Raw genomic sequence first — 19,970 nt, forward strand, 5'->3', positions numbered from 1 at the left:
TCACACGTCCGGATCGGAAAGGTGGGTCCGCAGCATTTCCTTGTAAATGCCGGCCATTTCCTCGACATACACCTCGTGGTCGTCGACATCGCGGACATTGCGCCCGACATGGGCGTTGTAGCGCGCCGCGGCATAGAGAAAGGCCATGTGAATGTCCGTCGCGGGAACCTTGCGATTGGCGCGGTTGGCGACATCGATGAATCGGTCGGCCAACCTGACGAACGCCTCCGGGCTGGTCTTTTCCAGCGGTTCGGCCGCTTGCCCTTGCGTGCCATTTCCCTGCGGCGGCATATCCGTGTCTCCTCCTGGCGCGTCCCGGCGGTCGCCATTATCTCCAATCACGAAGAGCAATTGGCCGCGGCACGACATTTGCCGTATGTGACGGTCCAGACTTCCATAACAGCGAGAGTTCAGTTGGCAATCAGCAAGGACAACATTCTGGAGCAACTCAAGCGGGTCAAAGGGCCTGATCTGAGTGGCAACATCGTCGATCTCGGCCTGGTCTCGGAAATTTTCCTCGCGGACGGCAAGGCGTTCTTTTCGCTGACGGTCCCGGCCGACCGGGCCGAGGAACTGGAACCCCTGCGCGCCGCCGCCGAGAAGGCGGCGATGAACGCCGAGGGCGTCGAGAAGGCGGTCGTCGCGCTGACCGCCGAGCGTAGCGGCTCCTCCGCGCCGGCCGTGCGCCCGGCACCGAGCGCCCGGCAGGCCGCCGCCGTGCCTCCGCCAATGGCGGCCCACGCCGCTCACGCCAGGCCAACTCCGCCGGCAAAGGCCGGGGTTCCCGGCATCGGTGCAATCATCGCCGTTGCCTCCGGCAAGGGCGGCGTCGGCAAGTCGACCACGTCGGTCAATCTGGCGCTCGGCCTTCAGGCGAACGGGTTGAAGGTCGGCATTCTGGATGCCGACATCTACGGTCCCTCCATGCCCCGTCTGCTGCATATTTCCGGCAGGCCGCAGACGGTGTCCGGCCGCATCCTCAAGCCGATGGAGGGCTATGGCCTGAAGGTCATGTCGATGGGTTTCCTCGTCGATGAGGAAACTCCGATGATCTGGCGCGGGCCGATGGTCATTTCGGCGCTCACCCAGATGCTGCGCGAAGTCGAATGGGGCGAACTCGACGTGCTTGTCGTTGACATGCCGCCCGGCACCGGCGACGCCCAGCTGACCATGGCCCAGAACGTGCCGCTGGCCGGCGCGGTCATCGTCTCGACGCCGCAGGATCTTGCTCTGATCGACGCGCGCAAGGGCCTTGCCATGTTCCGGAAGGTCGATGTCCCGATCCTCGGCATCGTCGAGAATATGAGCTACTTCATCTGCCCGAATTGCGGCAGCCAGCACGATATTTTCGGCCATGGCGGAGCGCGCAAGGAAGCGACACGAATCGGCGCGCCGTTCCTCGGCGAGGTGCCGCTCGACATGGCGATCCGCGAGACGTCCGACGGCGGCACGCCGATCGTCGTTTCCGATCCGGACGGCACTCATGGAAGAATCTATCGGGAGATCGCCGAGAAGGCATGGACCAGGGTGATGGAGGAGCGCCGGATGAGCAGCGCGCCGGCCATCGTCTTCGAGTAAGGCCTCCCCGCGGCGCCTGAGCCGGGCCGGGAGCGGGTGCCCCCTGTCCAACTGGTCCGGTTTTCGCGCCTTAGCCCGCCACCGCGGCTTCCTGGCGCTTTTCGATCAGGAACACCACGCGGTCTTTGCCCCGATCGGTGATCTCGACGCTATCGCCGGTCTCGCGGATCAGATTCGGGATATCGATCGTCGCCAGCGGATCGCTGCAATGGACTTCGAGGCGATCGCCCGCGGCGAGGCCGCCGAGCGCCTTGCGGGTTTTCAGGGCCGGCCAGGGGCATTTCAGACCGACGAGATCGAGTTTGGTTGTAACGGACATGGCGGGCAAGTTGGCCGAGCCGACCGGCGGCGTCAATGATCTTGTCAGTAGAGGCTCGCATAGGGAATGAACCCGACGATATCGCCCGGCTGAACCGCAGTCACATCCTCGCCAAGTTCGACGAGCCCGTCCGTCTCGACCAGCGACGACAAGAGGCCGGCCCCCTCGCGCGGAAACTTCACGGCTTCCGCCGAACCATTTGTGGCGGGGCGCAGGCTGACACGCACATATTCGCGCCGGCCTTCCTTCTTCTTGTAGGAAAACGCTGCCCGGATCGGCGTCGCGACGACCGATTCCGGTGTCGCGCCAGCGAGTGCCAGGATCGCCGGACGGGCGATATGCGCGAAGGTGACGAAGCTTGCCACCGGGTTACCGGGCAATCCAATGAACGGCGTCCCGCCGATGACGCCCATCGCCACCGGGCGGCCCGGCTTGATCGCGACGCGCCAGAACACCAGCGATCCGGCGCTTTCCACGGCGTCCTTGACGAAATCCGCCTCGCCGGTCGACACGCCCCCCGATGTCAGGATGAGATCTTGCACGGACGAGGCATCGCGCAGCATTTCCGTGATCGCCGCCCGATCGTCCGGCAGAATGCCGAGATCGGTGATCTGGCAGCCGAGCCGCGCCAGCATCGCCATCAGCATGAACCGGTTGGAATCATAGAGCTGCGTCGGCCCGCGCGGCGTCCCGGCCGCGACGATCTCGTTGCCGGTCGAGAACACCGCGACGCGGACCCGGCGGCTGACGTCCAGACGGGTCTCGCCCAGCGCGGCGGCCATCGCGATATCCTGCGGCCGCAGGCGCCGGCCGGCATCCAGGACGACCGCCCCCCTCCGCACGTCCTCGCCGGCGGGGCGCATGTTGGCGCCCGCCTTGAGGCCGGCGGGAAGGACCACCGCACCGGTCTCATCGAGACGCACATCTTCCTGCATGAAGACCGTGTCGGCGCCGGCCGGCATCGGCGCGCCGGTGAAGATCCGGACGGCCTCCCCGGAGGCGACGGAAAGATTCGCGCCCGGCCCCGCTTGCACCCGCCCGCTGACCTGGAATGCTCGCTCCCCAGTCGAGGGAAGATCGGCGCCGCTGACGGCGTAACCATCGACGGCGGAATTGGCGAAGGGCGGCAACGCCATCGGCGCGATCAGGTCGCGAGCGAGGATACGCCCGTCGGCTTCGGCGAGAGGCACCGATTCGGACTCCGCCAGCGGCTGCAACCGCGATGCGATAAGGGCAATCGTCTCGGCCACCGTCATCATCGGCCCGCCGAAGGCGAAGCAATCGTCCGAAAGTTGAGCCATCGTCACAACCCATATCCGTCGCCGGTCGTCGGGATGACCAGACGTCCTGCGATCGGCACTATATGACAAGCGATCGACACTCTACCCTTGTCCTGGAATCTTCTGTGCCGGCTCCGACCGCCGCACACGCGACAAGATCACGATGGGAGCACCATGCAAGAACTTAACAACCGGGCGACCGTCGGCGTCGTCATGCCGGATCCCGGCAATTCGCGCCTGACGGAGCGGGTGAAAGGCGTCGACCAGGCCGGCGCGCCGGTGGAACTCAGCGTCCCGGTCGAGCGCGCCCTGACGCTCTACCTCAACGCCCAGGAGATCGTCACGATGATGACGATCAACGACTATCCGGATTATCTGGCGCTCGGCTACCTGTTGAACCAGAACATGCTGAAGCCCGACGATGTCGTCACCAGCGTCGAATATGACGAGGATTTGGAGGTCGTGGTCGTCAGGACGGAGCGCGGCACCAATTACGAGCAGAAGCTGAAAAAGCGGACCCTGACGTCGGGATGCGCGCAGGGCACCGCGTTCGGTGACCTGATGGAGGCGCTGGAGGATATCGAGCTGCCGGCCGCGGAACTTCACACCTCATGGCTCTACGCGATGACGAAGACGATCAACACGACCCCCTCGCTGTATCTGGAAGCCGGAGCGATCCACGGCTGCGTCCTCTGCGTGAAGGGCGAGCCGGTCTGCTACATGGAGGATGTCGGACGGCACAACGCGGTCGACAAGATCGCCGGCTGGATGTTCAGCCACAAGATCGATGCGGCGGACAAGATCCTCTACACCACCGGCCGGCTCACCTCGGAAATGACGATCAAGACCGTCCGCATGGGCATCCCGATCCTGGTCTCACGCTCCGGCTTTACCGCCTGGGGCGTGGCGCTGGCGCGGCAGGTCGGCCTGACGCTGGTCGGCCGGGCGCGGGGCAAGCGTTTCGCGGCGCTGTCGGGCGAGGACCGGATCGTCTTCGACCAGGACATCGCGACGGTCGAGGACGAACCCTCGCGCAGCAAACGGAAGGGCGCCGGCCATGACGAGTGATGTGGCATTGCCGATCGGCGTCATCCTCGCCGGCGGTCTGGCGCGACGTATGGGCGGCGGCGACAAGCCAATGCGGGAGATCGGCGGACGCCCCATCCTGTCGCATGTCGTGGATCGCCTCGCGCCGCAATGCGCCGAACTCATTCTCAACGCCAATGGCGACCCGGCCCGCTTTGCGGCCTTCCGCCTGCCGGTGGTCGCCGACACGCTCGAAGACTTCCCCGGACCACTCGCCGGTATCCTGGCGGCACTCGACTGGACCGCCGCGAACCGGCCCGGCGCCGCATGGGTCGTGAGCGTGGCGGGCGATTGTCCGTTCCTGCCGCGCGATCTTGTGGCCCGTCTCCAGGAGGCGCGGGAAGCCGAGGACGCCGATCTGGCGGTCGCCGCGTCCGGCGGCTGGTCGCATCCGGTGATCGGTCTTTGGAAGGTCGCCTTGCGCGACGAACTGCGCGACGCCCTTGTCGGAGAGGACATGCGCAAGATCGACCGATGGACAGCGCGCTATCGCCTCGCGACCGTCTCCTGGCCGAACGAGCCGGTCGATCCCTTCTTCAACGCCAATACGCTGGAGGATCTTGGCGGAGCCGAAGCTCTGGCGGCTCGACTTACAGATTGACATTCAAGCAGGCCGGAAACCCGCCTGTTGCAGTGCCTCGCGGCTTTCCGGCGCGTGGAGCGCCGACAGGAACGCCTGCACCGCGCTCCGCTCCTTCCGCGCCGAGACCAGTACGAAATCGTACGATTCCTCGGTGAGCGGGAGGAAGCCAAGCCCCGCCGCTTTCGCCACCGGCTCGATCGTCACGCCCCAGTCGGCGCGCTCCTGCGCGATCGCAGCCGCCACCGCGTTGTGCGAGCGCGGCTGGTTCCAGTAGCCGCCGGGGCGGTGCTGGCCCAGCAACCGGTCGATCAGAATGCGCGTGCCCGCGCCCTGATTGCGGTTGACCATCAGGCATTCCGGATCGGCGAGTGCGTTGGCGACGGCCTCATTCGCGCCAGTGCCGTCGAAGCGCGGGTCGCCAATGCGAAACGCGATTCCCTGCATGCGTCGCCAGCCGGAAACCAGTTCCAGGCCTTCGACCAGGAACGGCGTGTTGTAGCTGTCGGTTTCAGGATCGTAGAGGTGGATCGGTGCGAGGTCGCACTCGCCGCGCTTGGCCGCTGCGAGGCCGCCCAGACTGCCGACCGCGAGCGATCGGACCGTCAGCCCGTCGCCGGATAACGGCGTCAGGACCGGGTCGAGACCCGTGCAGTGGCTGCCGATGATGACCAGATCGGGAATCCGCATATGCGGCGTGAACAGCGTGACCTCGGCTTGCGCTCCGGCGGGCAGATGGTCGGCCAGCGCTTCGATGCGCAGAAACCCGTCGGCTTGCGAAAACGAGGTGATGGCACCGGACCCCTTGCCGGTCGGATAGGCGACCAGCCCGTCATCGCCCTGAACCAGCGACACCATCGCGAACTCGGTGCGCCCCAGTTCGGATGCGATCCGCACGGGAACGCGCGCCGATACCCGCGTCTCGGCACGTGGCGGCAGCCCGGCCATACGGCGAAGGATCGGCGCGATCATGTCGTGAAAGGTGAACATCGCGGATGTCGGGAACCCCGGCAGGATCACCACCGGCTTGCTGTCGCAGACCGCCAGACAAAGCGGCTTTCCCGGCTTCAGCGCAACGCCATGCGCGACGATTCCCGGCTGGCCCAGCCGGTCGACGATGCGATGGCTGACGTCGCCGGCGCCCTTCGATGTGCCGCCGGACAGGATGACCATGTCATGCGTATTAAGCGCCGCGCGCATCGCGGCTTCCAGCTTTTCCTCGTCGTCGGGAAACGCGCCGAGGAAATCCGGCACGCCGCCATTCTCGAAAATGGCCGCGGCGACGATCGCGCCGTTGGTGTCGTAGACCGAAGCCGGACCGAGCGCCTGTCCGGGCTGCACGAGTTCGTCGCCGGTCGACAGGACCGCCACCTTGACCTTCCGCAACATGTCGAGGCGGGCAATTCCGCATGCGGCCGCCATGCCGATTTCGCGCGAGCCGATGCTGGTCCCGGCACGCAGCAGCAATTCGCCACGCGCGATGTCCGAGCCCGCATAGGAAATGAACTGGCCGGCCGAGGCCGCGCGCCGGACCTCGACCGCGCCGTCTTCGAGGGGCTGTGTGTGCTCGACCATGACGATTGCGTCGGCCCCGCGCGGAACCATCCCCCCCGTCGAGATCGGCGTGGCCGTGCCGCTGGATACCGGCAGCGTCGGAGCAACGCCGCAAGCCAGCGTCTCGGGATTGAGCGCCAGACGCGCGGGCGAAGCTTGGCCGCAGGTCGCCAGATCATTCGACTGCACCGCGAACCCGTCGACATTGGATCGATCGAATTGCGGCACGTCGATGGGCGAGACGACATCGGCCGCAAGTACCCGGCCCAGCGCATCCTCAAGCGCGCATTCCTCGCTCGCGGGCGGGCGTGGGAACACGGCTGCCTCGAACCGGCGAAACGCCTCTTCGCGTGACAGGATCGACAGGAACTGCTCCTGGTCCACGCCCTCGTTGCGGGCGGCGACAGGGGTGTTCGACGCGATCGCGAAATTCTTCGTCATGGCGCCTCGTGGAGAGAAAATCCCGCAACGGGCGTACCGGCGGCATGGCCTTCGCTCATCGCAGGAATCAGGCACCATGCGTCGGCCGACACAAGTTGCGCCGGCGACAGGGCGCCGACCGAAAGCGGCGTCCAGGCGCGTTCCGTCTGCTTCAGTAAAACGATGTCCGTCACTCCAATTCCCGACGATATCTTGCGCGCCAGCGGCAGGGATAGCGGGTCTTGCGGTGTCGCTCCAGTCAACATGCGAAGGATCGGCTCGACAAGGGTCAGCCAGACCGCCAGCGCCTGATCGGGCTGCCCCGGCAATGCGACCACCGGGATTTTCCCGACTCTGCCGAATGCGGCGGTGCGCCCGGGTTGCAGCGCGATCCCGTGGGCGAAGCGTTCGCCCGCCCGTGCGATGGCGGCCGCCGTGTGGTCGTTCCGGCCGGCGCCCGTACCCCCGACGAGAACGATCAGGTCCGCGGTTTCTTCCAATATGTCGTTCGCAATGGAAGCCACGTCGCGCTTGCACGAAACGCGCGCCACGTCGGCGCCAGCCGCTCCCGCTCTCATTTCGGCGAAATCCGCGGTGAGACGCGCGGCATTGAGGGAGTCCAGGTCGATCAGCCGAACCCACGGCCGTCGGACGGGCAAGCACGCGAGGCCGCTCCGCCGCGCGCACAGAATGTCGAAGGCGGAAGTCCTGCGGCCAGGGGTTGCCGGCAACTGCCCCATCGCGATGTCCTCACCGGCGCGGCGTACGCCTTGGCCAGGAATAGCCTCGGTGAGGACCTGCACCAAAGGTCCTTGTGCGTCGACACCTTGCGCGTCGATAACGCAGTCGCATCCCTCCGGCATGGCGTCACCGACCTCGACCCAGACCGGAGGAGCCGCCGGCACGGCGGGCGCGAATGACGACGCGCCGATCAGATCCCGCGCCGCCAATGCCCAGCCGTCGATCGCCGCTTCATCCCGCGACGGACAGGCATGCACAGCCGGTGCGGGTTTCGCGGCGATCACGCCGAGGGCGGCTTCAAGCGGCAGATCGACCGGCGCGACGGGCGCAAGCCCGTCCAAAAGCCAGTCACGAACCATATCGAAGGCGATGATGGCGCTTCTGGTTTCCTGGAAAGCCGTCATTGTCCCGCTGAATCGACTCATCGTACCCCGCCGATATCACAGCCATCGCCACTGGCGCCATCCTATGCGGGCCAGACTGTCTCGGCATGTTGAGCGGAGCAGGAACGTCCTTCGCCGGGAAGAGGTAGACGACCCGGACAGACCTGGGAGGCCAAGTAGTGCGGCAAAGACCAATGGCTTCCATGCGCCGGCGACTGGCCTCATGCTCCGCCGAAGGGGATAGTCCCTCGCCCGCGAGGCTGGCCCTCCGCCGGGGATATCGCCCCGTCTTCGCGGAGCAATCCGGGACCGAGGATCATCGGGATGCCGGCCGCCCTGCATTGCTTGATGATCGAGCGCGCAATCATCAACTTCTTGGCCTCCTCCTCGGGGGCAAACTTGTCGGCAAGTTCCGCCGCAACGGCGTTGACGGACACCGTCATCCCCCTCCCGCGCGCATCCTCGACTTTCGCTCTGATGCTGCTCCGTAAATCGTCCATCCGCGATTCCGCCTCCTTTGCGGTGCCTCCCATACATGCCGCAGGGGTTGCATTCAGCTATGTGAAGTTTTTGGCGCCTCAGGCCGCGACGGTGGCGATTGGCGCAGGACAGATCGACTCAGCGCGAACCAGTCTCAGAGCACCCACCGCCGCATGATATCCTGGGATGTCGTCAGTTCGACCTGCTGGCTGAAACGGCTGGCATACACCCTCATCAGAGCGTCATGGGTTTCGTCCGAGCCGCTGCAAAGACCGTCTTGGGGAAGCACGACCCGGAAGCCGTGGTCGATCGCGTCCATGACCGCGGCGAGAACGCAGACATCCGTCTCGGTCCCGGTCACGAGCAGGGTTTCGACCTCCCGCTCCCGCAACCAGCCGGCAAGCCGGCCGTCGTGAAAGGGCGAATAGACCGACTTGTCGAAGACGGTCGCAGGCGGCACGAGCGCCCTCAGGGGTTCCACGATATCGAGCAGCCCCGGGTCGATCTCCGCCTGCGTAAATTGCGACCATCGCCGAAAATAATCTCGCCATGCCCCGGCGACGTCTCCCGGCGTTTTCGGCGGTATGAACCGGGTGAAGATCGTACGTTCGGGCCGGTGGCGGGCGATCGCCTCGACCACGGGCAAGACCCGGTCCATCCACGGTGTGCGCCATTCGGTCTCCTCCGCGAACATCCGTTGCATGTCGACGCACAGATGCGCGGTTTGCTGATTCAAGCCTTCGCTCGGACTTTTCCTGCTCATCGAGCCACCTCTCGACCGCGACGCTATCCGGCACCTCGCGGTCCAACGGATCGCAGACGGGCGATGCTGGCCATGAGCGACGGATGCGACCGCGTCCGGAATGATTTCATTCGGGCCGCGGTTCCGGCCCACTTCATTGGGCGGCGACGGATTGCCGCGATGAATGCGTCTGCCTCTGCGCTGTCCCCAGGGGTCGCACCGCGATGGCGGGAGCAAGTGCCCTGCTGGTCTGGCAACACCACTCGAGCGAGGGAACCCGCGCGGACTCCGTCAGACCATCATCTGCGCATCGCCGTCGATGCTCAGGGCCTGTCCCGAGATGCTCGAGCCTTGCGGAGATGCCAGGAACACCGCCATCGCCGCGAGGTGCTGCGGCGGAATGAGCTTTCTGAGAGACGTCACCGCGAGAGCCGCCGCCTCGACCTCCTCGTAACTCTTGCCGAGCGCGGCCGCCTTGTTGGCGAACACCGATTGGATGCGCGGTCCATCCACGGAGCCGGGCAGGATCGCATTGACGCGAATGCCGAACTCGCCGAGTTCGATGGCCAGCGACTTGGTGAAGCCGACGACGGCCCATTTCGACGCGGCGTAGGGGGTGCGCATGGAAAATCCCAGCCGCCCCGCCAACGACGCCACGTTGACGATACTGGCGTTCGAACTCCGTTTGAGCAACGGCACGGCCAGCCGGGTGCAATTGAACTGGCCAGTGATGTTGACGTTGAGGGTCTGGTCCCACGCCTCGGGATCGATGTCCTCGACCCGCCCCGTCGGCCCGGCGATGCCGGCATTGTTGACCAGCACGTCGAGCCCCCCGAGCCTCTTCTCCACCTCCGCGAACAGCCGCGCGACATCGCCGCGATCCGAGACGTCGGCCCTAGAGGCCGTGACGCCGTCAAGGTCGGTTCCGGCCCCTTCCCCGTCGCTGACGTCGCAGTAATGAACCCGCGCGCCACTGGCCTGGAAGGCCCGCACCATCTCCAGCCCGATGCCCGACGCGCCCGCCGTCACCAACACCCGCAAACCGGCTATGTCCGATACCATCGTCACTCTCGTTCTCAGATTGATGCGGACGGCAGATTGCCGTTCGCCAGGATGAAATCCGCCGCGTCCCGGATATCCGCCGCGACGGCGGCACGGGCCTCATCGGCCTGCCTTGCCTTCAGCGCCGCGATGAGCCGGGCATGGTGCTTGTGCGCCTCGACCTCTTTCAACCGGCGCCCGCTGGCGCGCAGATCGAGGTTGATGACCGGCCCGACCTGGAGCCACAACCCGTCGATGATCTGCTGCAGTTGCGGCATGCCCGCCGCCGCATAGACGGCGAAATGCAGCTCCTTGTTGGCCTTCAGTGCGACCGCCCCGTCGGGGTCGCGGTGCCGGCTCTCGGCGGCGAAGCGTTCGTGATGGGCGCAAGCGGCGGCGATCTGCGCGGCGTCGGCCCGTTCCGCAGCGAACTGAGCGGCGAGACCTTCCACTTCCATGCGGATGATCGTCAGTTCGCTGAACCGCTCGCGGGTCATGATCGGCACCCGGATCGCCCGGTTCGGCAGGATTTCCAGCGCCCCCTCCGCCGACAGCCGACCGACCGCCTCGCGCACCGGCATCGCACTGGTGCCGACGGCCTCGGCCAGGCCGCGCAGCGTAAACTTGTCTCCAGGCGCCACCTGCCCCGCCAGGATCAGCTCCCGCAGGTCTCGATAGACGTGCTCCCCGAGCGTCACCCGTGACACCCGCAAAACCTTGTCGGCGATACCCGCCTCGACCGCGCTCATGAAATAAATTCCTCTTATGCCGACCTCATGGCTGGACACGGACACGAAAGCACGTTTTTCTAGATGTGTCATGTGTGATCACAAATGACAATCTGAGTGGAGGGACAGTAGGCCGTCTCCGCGGGGTCCTGCGGATCACGGGCTGAGGGAGCCCCTCCTGACGGGTCCATTGGGAGGAAGAAGAATGTCCAATTCGCATATCCGGCCCCATCGCAGACAGGTCATCAAGGGCATCGGCACCGCGGCGCTCGTCGCCGGCATCGGAACGCCGTTCATCGCCCGGGCACAAAGCGAGGTCGTCAAGATCGGCCATTTAACGCCGCTGACCGGCTTTCTCGGGCCCCTCGGTGAATACGCCCAGCTCGGCGTCCAGCTGGCGGTCGAGGAACTCAACGCCGCGGGCGGCATCGACGGCCGCCAGATCGAGCTCTTGATGGAGGACAGCGTCAATCCGGCCACCGCATCGACCAAGGCCGAGCGCTATATCACCCGCGACAATGTCGCCTGTATCATCGGGGAAATCAGCTCGGCGTCGGGTCTCGCGATCGCGCAGGTGGTCGAGCGGAACAAGAAGCTGTTCTTCAACACCGGCTGCAACTCCGATGCGCTGCGCGGCAGCGACTGCAGCCGCTATATGTTCCACGTCGAGGCGTCGAACTCCCAATATGTGAAGGGTGTCGGCTCGGCTTTCCTGCGCGACGGCCTCATCGACGGCAAGAAGATCTACTTTCTCACCGCCGACTACGCCTATGGCCAGGATCTCTCCCGCGTCGGCAAGAACTTCATCGAAGCCAACAATGGCACGGTCGCATGGGAGGATCTGGTTCCGACCGATGCGACCGATTTCAGCGCCTACATCCTGAAGATCCGGCAGGCGCAACCCGACCTCATCATCTCCAACCTCGCCGGCAACCAGATCACCAATTTCGTCAAGCAATATACCGAGTACGGCCTCGACTTTCCCTATGGCGGCTTCGGCTTCGACACCGCCGTCGCCTGGGGTGCCGGCAAGGGCAATTTCGGTGGCGAATGGCCGGTGGTCTGGCATCACAAGCTGGAGAACCCCGGCGCGCAGGCCTTCGTCCAAGCCTTCACCGCGAAGTGGGGCAAACCGCCAGACAACCAGGCCTGGGGCGATTATCTCGCCACCAAGCTGGTCGCGCAGGCGATGACCGAGACCAAGTCGATCGAGACCGACGCAGTTCTGGATTATTTCGAGGGCGGGCCGAAACTCGACATCCTGAAGGCGCGCGAGGGATATTTCCGCAAGCGCGACCACCAGCTCATCCAGGAAATGTACACGATGACGGCCAAGCCGATCGATCAGCTGGAGGACGAGTGGGATCTGATGCTGCTCGGCGCGGCTGTGCCGGGCGAAGGCGAGGATCTGGAGGCGATCGCACCGACCGAGGCGGAAAACGCCTGCAGCTTCGACGCCGCATAGGCCCGTCGAACCAGGTTCGTCGGCGCGGCGCCGCTCGCCGCGCCGACGGATTTTGAAGTCTTCCGATCATCGCTGAGGGTCTTGCCTTGCCCCTGGAAGCCGTCTTTGTCCTCGAACAAATCGTCAACGGCCTGTTCGTCGGCGTCAATTATCTGCTGATCGCCCTCGGCCTGTCGCTGATATTTTCGCTCGGCGGCATCGTCAATCTGGCGCATGGCGGTTTTTACGCGATCGGCGCCTATCTGGTCGTGCTGCTGTTCGACACGATCGGCTATCCGGCCTTCGTGGCCGCGCCGCTCCTGGTGGCGGTGATCGGCGTGGGGGTCGAACGGGTCTTCCTGCGGCCCTTCTACAAGGCCGACCCGGCGTTGAGCCTGCTTCTGACCTTCGGTCTCGCCATGGTGATCGAGCAGTCGCTCCGCATGATCTTCGGCGCGAGCCCCCGTCCCTTTTCGATCCCGCAATTTCTCAGCGGCCAGATCTTCATCGGCGATTTCATCTATTCGCGCTATCGCTTCGCCATCCTGATCGTCGCCACCGCGGCCGTGGCCGGCCTCTGGCTGCTCTTGCAGCGAACGCCGTTCGGCCGGATCGTGCGCGCCGGCATCCAGGCGCCCGACATGGTCGGCGCGCTCGGCATCTCCCTGAAGCCGTATCTCACCGCCGTCGCCGCCCTCGGCCTCGGCCTCGCCGGACTGGCCGGAACAATGATGGCGCCGATCACCGGCATTCACCCGGCGATGGGAGCCGAGATTCTCATCCCCGCTTTCGTGGTCGTGGTGATCGGCGGCCTGGGGTCGTTCTGGGGCGTGATCGTCGCAGCGCTCCTCGTCGGCGTCGTCCGTGGATTGACCGTCTATTTCTATCCGCCGGCCGCCGAAGCCTCGATGTACATCCTGATGCTGCTCGTGCTGCTCGTCCGGCCTCGCGGCCTGTTCGGCGAGCGGATCGCCAGGTTCGAGTAAGGCGCTCCCATGCTGTCACGATCTCTCAACATCGTCATCGCGTTGGCGGCGCTTGTCATCCTGCCATTCTTCATGGAAGCGATCGGACTGACGGTCGATTCCGCCATAGACGTAATCGTGCTCGCCACCGCCGCGCTCGCGCTGAATCTGCTGTTCGGCTACACCGGGCTGATCTCCTTCGGTAACGGGCTGTGGTTCGGCGTGGGCGTCTATGCCGCCGCCCTGGCCCATCTGAACTGGTTCCCCGACCAGATGCTGCTCCCGGCGCTGGTCTCGATCGCGGTCGTTGCGGTCATGGCAACCGTGCTCGGATTTCTCATCCTGCGGCGCAAGGGTGTCTATTTCTCGCTGCTGACCCTCGCCCTGACCGCCCTCGGCTACGCCATCGCGTTTCGCTGGACGGAGGTGACGGGCGGTGAAAACGGCCTCGGCGGCATCACCCGCCCAAGCCCGTTCGGCCTCTCGACGGTGAACAGCGACGCCTACTACGTGCTCGCCGCCATCGTCGTCTTCGCGGTGATTTTCGCCCTGCAGCGCTTCGTCCGCTCGCCGATCGGCACCGTTCTTGTCGCGATCCGGGAAAACGAGGAGCGCGCGCGCTTCCTCGGCTACGCGACGCAGACCTACAAGCTGATCTGCTTCGTCGTCTCCGCGACCGTCACCGCCCTTGCCGGCATTCTGTTCCTCTTCCATCACCGCTTCGCCTCCGCCGACCCGGTCTCGCCGGCCTTTTCCGGCGAACTTCTTGCGATGGTGCTGATCGGCGGCTCGCGCAGCTTCCTCGGCCCGGCCCTCGGCGCGCTGTTCTACGTCCTGTTCCGCGAGTTCCTGTCGCAATGGACCGGCGACTGGCTGTTCTATTTCGGCCTTTTGTTCGTTGGCTTCATCATGTTCTCGCCCACCGGCCTCGTCGGTGTGGCAGGCCGTGTCATCGACCCGTTCCTGCCGAAGCGCACGGGCGCTGCCGCGATGGCCAACCGCAGCATCGCCGAGGGCGAACCACTGCCCGCCTTTTTGCGCCGCGAGCATGCCGGACAGGAGCCGCTGCTTCGCGTTGACGGGTTGGCCAAGAATTTCGGCTCCGTCCAGGCGGTACGCGACGCGAGCTTCATCGTCCGTAATCGAACCCTGCATGCGCTGATCGGTCCCAACGGCGCCGGCAAGACCAGTGCGTTCAACCTCATTTCCGGCATGTTCGCGCCCAGTCGCGGCAAGGTGACCCTTGGCGACGAGAGCATTGCGGGCCTGCCGCCCGAGGCGGTCTGCCGCCGGGGTTTGGCCCGCTCGTTCCAGATCACCAATCTCTTCCCGACCCTCAGCGTCGAGGAGAACCTGCGACTGGGTGTCCAGGCGACCCATGCCAGCCGGTTCAATCCGTGGATTGGCGCGAAAGGGATCACGGCGATCAACCAGGAAACGGCGGAAATCATCGGCTTTCTCGGCGTCCGCGGCATGGAGAGCGCCGAGGCTGGGGCGCTGTCCTATGGCGGACAGCGCGTGCTCGACATGGGGCTCGCCATCACCTCGAAGCCGCGCATGCTGCTACTGGACGAGCCGCTGGCGGGCTTGGCCGCGGCGGAGCGCGAACGGATCGGTCGTCTGATCCGCCAGATCGCCGACGACATCCCGGTGCTCCTGGTCGAACATGACATCGACCGCGTCTTCGACCTGGCGGATGCGGTTACCGTGATGAATGGCGGCGAGGTCCTCGTCGACGGAAGCGCGGAAGAGGTTCGCACCGACAAGCGCGTGCAGGACATCTATATCGGCTCGGGCGTCGCCGCGCTGGCCGCGCGCGAACTCGTCTCGGCGGCCCGGCCGGAACTGCTGCTCGGCCTCAAGGGGATCGATACCTTCTACGGCAAGAGCCAGATCCTTTCGGACGTCTCGCTCGACATCCATCACGGCGAGATCGTCGCCCTGCTCGGCCGCAACGGGGCCGGCAAGACCACCTTACTGAAGACGTTGATCGGCATCGCCCCGCCCGCGACCGGCGAGGCAACCTTGGCCGGGGAAGGCATCGCCGGCCTCGCCTCCGCCGAGATCGCGCGCCGGGGCGTCGGATACGTTCCGCAGGGGCGCGGCCTGTTTTCCGGCATGTCGGTCCGCCAGAATCTCGAATTGGGACGCTTGCGGCGGCTGACCGGCAATGGCCGCCACTGGACCGAGGACCGCGTACTGGAATTCTTTCCCCGGCTTCGGGAACGGCTCGACATCGACGCCGATCGGCTGTCGGGCGGCGAGCAGCAGATGGTCGCGGTGGCCCGCGCGCTGGTCGGTGACACCCGCCTGTTGCTGCTGGACGAACCCTTCGAGGGATTGTCCCCGGCGATCACCGAGGAACTCTTCGACGCCTTCGACAAGCTGCGCAGCGAGGTTTCGATCCTGATCGTCGATCATCATCTCGATCTGGTGCTCAATCTGGCCGATCGGGTGACGGTGCTCGAACGCGGCCGCGTCGTGCATGAAGGACCCGCCCGGCCGCTGGCGCGCGATCTCGATCTCCGCCGGGAGGTCCTTTGGCTCTGAACGGCAAGGAGAATCCATGACCAAGATCGCCATCGTCGGCTGTGGCCTGATCGGCCGCGCCTGGGCCATCACCTTCGCCCGCGCCGGCTACGACGTCGCGATGTTCGACCGCCAGGACGGAGCTACCGAAAGCGCGCGGGCCTATATCGCCGAAATCCTGCCCTCTCTGGCCGAATTCGACCTCTTGAACGGCGCCGCTCCCGAGGCCGTGCTCAGCCGCATCGCCCTGGCACCGTCCCTGCCGGCCGCGCTCGACGGGGCGGTTCATGTGCAGGAGAACACGCCCGAAGATCTGGCGATCAAGCGCGCCGTCTTCAGCGAACTGGAAGAGCATGCCGACGCCGACGCGGTGCTCGCCTCATCGACGTCGGCGATCCTGCCGTCCTTGTTCAGCGAGCATCTGCGTACCCGCGAGCGTTGCCTCGTCGCCCATCCGATCAACCCACCCTACCTCGTGCCCGCCGTGGAAGTCGTTCCGTCGCCCTGGACCAGCGCCGAAGCGCGCGATCGGACCGCGACCTTGATGCGCGACGCCGGCCAGTCGTCGATCGTCATGAAGCGCGAGATCGACGGCTTTGTCATGAACCGTATGCAGGGGGCGCTGCTCGAAGAGGCGTTTCGCCTTGTTCACGACGGCTTCGCCGACCCCGAGGACGTCGACATCGGCATCCGGGAAGGGCTGGCGCTGCGCTGGAGTTTCATGGGGCCGTTCGAGACGATCGACCTCAACGCCCCCGGCGGCGTCCGCGACTACGTCACCCGCTACCAGGGCATCTATGAGACCATCGCGCCCTCGCAGCGCCGCCGCGTCGATTGGGCCGGCCCGGTCATCGAGACGGTCGAAAAGGATCGCCGCGAGCGCCTGCCGGAAGGCCAGCTCGGCGCCCGGCAGCAATGGCGCGACCGGCGCCTGATGGCCCTCGCCGCCCACAAGCGGCAATCCGACCGCGACATCAAATCCTGAAGGAGACGGCCATGGCCCAACGTAAAGTCATCATCACCTGCGCCGTGACCGGCGCGATCCACACGCCGACCATGTCGCCGCATCTGCCGATCACGCCGGATGAGATCGTCACGGATGCCGTGGCCGCCGCCGAAGCCGGCGCCGCGATCCTGCATCTGCACGCGCGCAACCCGGAGACCGGGCAGCCCGACCAGACGATCGAGGCGTTCGCGCGCTTCCTGCCGCGCATCAAGCAGCAGACCGCCGCCGTCATCAACATCACCTCTGGCGGCAGCCCCTACATGAAGGTCGAGGAGCGCGTCATGCCGGCGGCGCGGTTCAAGCCGGAGGTCGCGTCCCTCAACATGGGCTCGATGAATTTCGGCCTGTTCCACCTGCTCGACAAATACAAGAAATTCCAGCACCCTTGGGAGAAGGAGCATCTCGCCAATACGCGCGATCTGGTGTTCCGCAACACCTTCAAGGACATCGAGTACATTCTCGAGACCTGCTACGATAACGGCACCCGCTTCGAATTCGAGTGCTACGACATCGGGCATCTCTACAATCTCAAGCACTTCCTCGACCGGGGTCTGGTGAAGCCGCCGCTGTTCGTGCAGTCAGTCTTCGGCCTGCTCGGCGGCATCGGCCCGCATCCCGAAGACGTCATGCACATGAAGCGGACCGCCGACCGGTTGTTCGGAGATCAATATCGCTGGTCGGTGCTCGGCGCCGGCCGTCACCAATTGGCCATCGCCGCGCAGGCCGCCTCCATGGGCGGCAACATTCGCGTCGGACTGGAGGATTCGCTCTGGGCGGGCGCCGGTAAGCTGGCGACATCGAATGCCGATCAGGTTCGACTGGCGCGCTCCATCGTCGAGGGCCTGGGGCTGGACGTGGCCTCGCCGGACGAAGCCCGCGAGATCCTGCAGCTCAAGGGTGGCGACAAGGTCGACATCTGATCCCCGCACCCACACGGGAGAGGCTGGCGTTCAAACCTTCGGTCGCTTGGGACGGCGTGGCTTGCCCGAGGGGGGCGCGCCGTCCTGGCGCTTGCCTTGATAGGGTTTCTTGCCGCGCGGCTTGCCGGATGGACCCCGGCCCGCGCGCGCTCCCCCGTCGCCCGGCGAATCCGCCATCGAGATCGTGATGTCGTCGCCGTCGCTGACCTCGGCCGCGGCAGCGAATTTCTTGGCGACGCTCTCGCTGATCTCGACCTTGGTCTCGCGGTCGAAAATCTTGATGGCGCCGATCTCCTCGCGGGTGATCTTGCCGCGCCGGCATAGCAACGGCAGAATCCATTTCGGATCGGCATTGTTGCGCCGGCCGACATCCATGTGGAACCACACCGTGGGACCGCCGCGCGCGTGCTCCTTGCCGCGCCCCAGGGTCCGGTCCCGACCGGCCGCGTAGTCCTTGCCGGCCTTCGGATCGGGGCCGAAGCCTGGATCGAAGACGTCCTCCGGCGAGGGCAGGCGCGACCGATAGAGCCGCGCGAGCGCCGCCGCGATCTCTTCGGGCGATCGTGTCGCCAGCAAATTGCGGGCGGCGGCCAGATCGTCCTCGCTGGCTTCCTGGGTCAGGATCGGATCGGACAACAACCGCTGCTCGTCCAGCCTGCGAATTTCGTCGGCGGAGGGGGCGCCACCCCACGTCGCCTGGATACGGGCCTCGGCCAGCAGCCGCTCGGCCTTGCGACGTCGCGAAATCGGCACCAGCAGCACCGACACGCCCTTGCGGCCGGCGCGGCCTGTTCGCCCGCTGCGATGCTGCAGGGTCTCCGCGTCACTCGGCAGATCCGCGTGGACGACGAGGCCGAGGCTCGGCAGATCGATGCCCCGGGCCGCGACGTCGGTGGCCACGCACACCCGAGCCCGCCCGTCGCGCAACGCCTGCATGGCCTGATTGCGCTCGCTCTGGCCGAGTTCGCCGGACAGCGTCACAGTCGAGAAGCCGCGCTCCAGCAGCCCCGATGAGAGATGGCGCACCGCCTCTCTGGTGTTGCAGAAGACGATCGCGCTGGGCGCGTCCGCCTGCCGCAGCACATTGACGATCGCGTGCTCCATCTCGTTCGGGGCAATGCGGATGGCGCGATATTCGATGTCCACATGGCCGGCGGCGCCGCGTGTCGCCTCGATGCGCAACGCATCGCGCTGATAGCGCTTGGCCATGGTCGTGATCGCCTTCGGCAGCGTCGCCGAGAACAATAGGGTGCGGCGCTCGCGCGGCGTCGCCTCCAGCAGGAATTCCAGATCCTCGCGGAAGCCGAGATTGAGCATCTCGTCCGCCTCGTCCAGGACCAGGGCCTTGAGCGCGCCGATCCGCAGCGCGCCGCGCTCCAGATGGTCGCGCAGGCGGCCGGGGGTTCCCACCACGATATGAACGCCCTGAGCCAGCTTCCGCTTTTCGGCGCGCGGGTCCATGCCGCCCACGCAGGTGACGATCTGCGCGCCGGTCTGGGCGTAGAGCCAGATCAGCTCCGTCGTGACCTGCATCGCCAGTTCGCGTGTCGGCGCGACGATCAGTGCCATCGGTTCGCCGGCCGGACCCAGCCGCTCCGCGTCACCGAGTAGCGTCGAGGCGATCGCCAGACCGTAGGCGATGGTCTTGCCCGATCCGGTCTGGGCCGAGACGAGGAGATCGCGCTCGGCCGCCTCCGACTCCAGAACCGCATCCTGGACGGGCGTCGGATCTTCGTAGCCGCGCTCCGCGAGAGCGCGGGCCAGCGGAAGGCTCGTTGGGCGAAACGCCATGGGGCAGTCCTTGCGTAGTGACGGTCGTGGCATCGCGTGGATCGTGCGACGCGCGCCTCCGGCGCGCTTGCGCGCCTTGCTATGGCACAGGCCGCTATCGCGCTCAATCGATGCGCTGGCTGTTCTAGCTCATCGGGCGGGCACCCGTCCGGATGCCGAGGACGCGATCAGGCCAGATGGTGCTTGACATCCTCAGCCGCCGACAGGTGGCCAGTCCTCTTATGCCGCCCGGCAAAGCGGTTCGACCGTAGGATTTTTTCGCCGGCGAAGCGGAATTGCAACCGGTTGCAAAATCGATCGGCATATGCTTGTCTTGAGTTCGCGATCCGAACCGGTTGGCCGCTTCCGTTCGCGAAACAGGGAGGACGATCACAGTGAAAAAA

The 19,970-nt window shown here is 65.9% G+C and carries 18 protein-coding genes; 8 read left to right on the forward strand and 10 right to left on the reverse strand.

Annotation, left to right across the window (positions count from 1 at the left end; genetic code table 11):
* Positions 1-291, reverse strand: a complete 291-nt coding sequence (locus tag ING15_RS01010; protein WP_206452902.1) for a DUF3144 domain-containing protein — start codon at positions 289-291, stop codon at positions 1-3.
* A 123-nt stretch (positions 292-414) separates the two neighbouring features.
* Between ING15_RS01010 and ING15_RS01015 the strand changes: the two genes are divergently transcribed.
* On the forward strand, positions 415-1,578 hold the full coding sequence (locus ING15_RS01015) for an Mrp/NBP35 family ATP-binding protein (protein WP_206452903.1): 1,164 nt from the start codon (positions 415-417) through the stop codon (positions 1,576-1,578).
* Positions 1,579-1,648: 70 nt separating this feature from the next.
* On the opposite strand, the gene ING15_RS01020 is transcribed toward ING15_RS01015, so the two are convergent.
* Both ING15_RS01020 and ING15_RS01025 read right to left on the reverse strand, forming a co-directional pair.
* Positions 1,649-1,897 (reverse strand): sulfurtransferase TusA family protein, encoded by a 249-nt coding sequence (locus ING15_RS01020; RefSeq protein WP_206452904.1) that lies wholly within the window; start codon positions 1,895-1,897, stop codon positions 1,649-1,651.
* 44 nt (positions 1,898-1,941) lie between these two features.
* Positions 1,942-3,198: a molybdopterin molybdotransferase MoeA gene (locus ING15_RS01025; RefSeq protein ID WP_206452905.1), complete on the reverse strand. Its 1,257-nt coding sequence runs from the start codon at positions 3,196-3,198 to the stop codon at positions 1,942-1,944.
* Positions 3,199-3,351: 153 nt separating this feature from the next.
* Here ING15_RS01025 and ING15_RS01030 point away from each other — a divergent pair, with 153 nt between their 5' ends.
* Positions 3,352-4,245 carry a formate dehydrogenase accessory sulfurtransferase FdhD gene (locus ING15_RS01030; protein WP_206452906.1) on the forward strand — a complete coding sequence of 298 codons (894 nt, stop codon included), beginning with the start codon at positions 3,352-3,354 and terminating at the stop codon, positions 4,243-4,245.
* Positions 4,235-4,864 carry a molybdenum cofactor guanylyltransferase MobA gene (mobA, locus tag ING15_RS01035; RefSeq protein WP_206452907.1) on the forward strand — a complete coding sequence of 210 codons (630 nt, stop codon included), beginning with the start codon at positions 4,235-4,237 and terminating at the stop codon, positions 4,862-4,864. The genes ING15_RS01030 and mobA overlap by 11 nt, the downstream gene beginning before the upstream one ends.
* Positions 4,865-4,867: 3 nt before the next feature.
* Here the strand turns inward: mobA and ING15_RS01040 are convergent, their stop codons facing one another.
* The 6 genes from ING15_RS01040 to ING15_RS01065 form a co-directional block, all read right to left on the reverse strand.
* Positions 4,868-6,838, reverse strand: a complete 1,971-nt coding sequence (locus ING15_RS01040) for a molybdopterin biosynthesis protein (RefSeq protein ID WP_206452908.1) — start codon at positions 6,836-6,838, stop codon at positions 4,868-4,870.
* A complete protein-coding gene (locus ING15_RS01045; protein WP_232845481.1) occupies positions 6,835-7,983 on the reverse strand; it encodes a molybdopterin-binding protein in 1,149 nt (382 codons plus the stop codon). Before ING15_RS01045 ends, ING15_RS01040 begins: the two co-directional genes overlap by 4 nt.
* Positions 7,984-8,162: 179 nt before the next feature.
* Positions 8,163-8,384: a hypothetical protein gene (locus ING15_RS01050; RefSeq protein ID WP_206452909.1), complete on the reverse strand. Its 222-nt coding sequence runs from the start codon at positions 8,382-8,384 to the stop codon at positions 8,163-8,165.
* Between the two features lie 191 nt (positions 8,385-8,575).
* Positions 8,576-9,157, reverse strand: a complete 582-nt coding sequence (locus tag ING15_RS01055; protein WP_232845482.1) for a cysteine hydrolase family protein — start codon at positions 9,155-9,157, stop codon at positions 8,576-8,578.
* A 297-nt stretch (positions 9,158-9,454) separates the two neighbouring features.
* The gene (locus ING15_RS01060; protein WP_206452911.1) at positions 9,455-10,225 is read right to left on the reverse strand and encodes an SDR family oxidoreductase; all 771 of its coding nucleotides are present in this window, start codon (positions 10,223-10,225) and stop codon (positions 9,455-9,457) included.
* Positions 10,226-10,239: 14 nt separating this feature from the next.
* Positions 10,240-10,953, reverse strand: coding sequence for a GntR family transcriptional regulator (locus ING15_RS01065; RefSeq protein WP_206452912.1), 714 nt, complete (start codon positions 10,951-10,953; stop codon positions 10,240-10,242).
* 184 nt (positions 10,954-11,137) lie between these two features.
* Here ING15_RS01065 and ING15_RS01070 point away from each other — a divergent pair, with 184 nt between their 5' ends.
* The 5 genes from ING15_RS01070 (at position 11,138) to ING15_RS01090 (ending at position 17,796) form a co-directional block, all read left to right on the forward strand.
* Entirely contained in the window at positions 11,138-12,397 is a 1,260-nt protein-coding gene (locus ING15_RS01070; protein ID WP_206452913.1) for an ABC transporter substrate-binding protein, read from the forward strand.
* A gap of 92 nt (positions 12,398-12,489) precedes the next feature.
* Entirely contained in the window at positions 12,490-13,362 is an 873-nt protein-coding gene (locus ING15_RS01075; RefSeq protein WP_206453228.1) for a branched-chain amino acid ABC transporter permease, read from the forward strand.
* Positions 13,363-13,371: 9 nt separating this feature from the next.
* Positions 13,372-15,891, forward strand: coding sequence for a branched-chain amino acid ABC transporter ATP-binding protein/permease (locus ING15_RS01080; RefSeq protein ID WP_206452914.1), 2,520 nt, complete (start codon positions 13,372-13,374; stop codon positions 15,889-15,891).
* 16 nt (positions 15,892-15,907) lie between these two features.
* A complete protein-coding gene (locus ING15_RS01085) occupies positions 15,908-16,855 on the forward strand; it encodes a 3-hydroxyacyl-CoA dehydrogenase (RefSeq protein WP_206452915.1) in 948 nt (315 codons plus the stop codon).
* 11 nt (positions 16,856-16,866) lie between these two features.
* Positions 16,867-17,796 carry a BKACE family enzyme gene (locus tag ING15_RS01090; protein WP_206452916.1) on the forward strand — a complete coding sequence of 310 codons (930 nt, stop codon included), beginning with the start codon at positions 16,867-16,869 and terminating at the stop codon, positions 17,794-17,796.
* A 30-nt stretch (positions 17,797-17,826) separates the two neighbouring features.
* Here the strand turns inward: ING15_RS01090 and ING15_RS01095 are convergent, their stop codons facing one another.
* Positions 17,827-19,587, reverse strand: a complete 1,761-nt coding sequence (locus tag ING15_RS01095; RefSeq protein ID WP_206452917.1) for a DEAD/DEAH box helicase — start codon at positions 19,585-19,587, stop codon at positions 17,827-17,829.
* Positions 19,588-19,970: the final 383 nt, after the last annotated feature.

Source organism: Aurantimonas marina (assembly GCF_017183135.1).
Classification (GTDB): Bacteria; Pseudomonadota; Alphaproteobacteria; order Rhizobiales; family Rhizobiaceae; genus Aurantimonas; species Aurantimonas marina.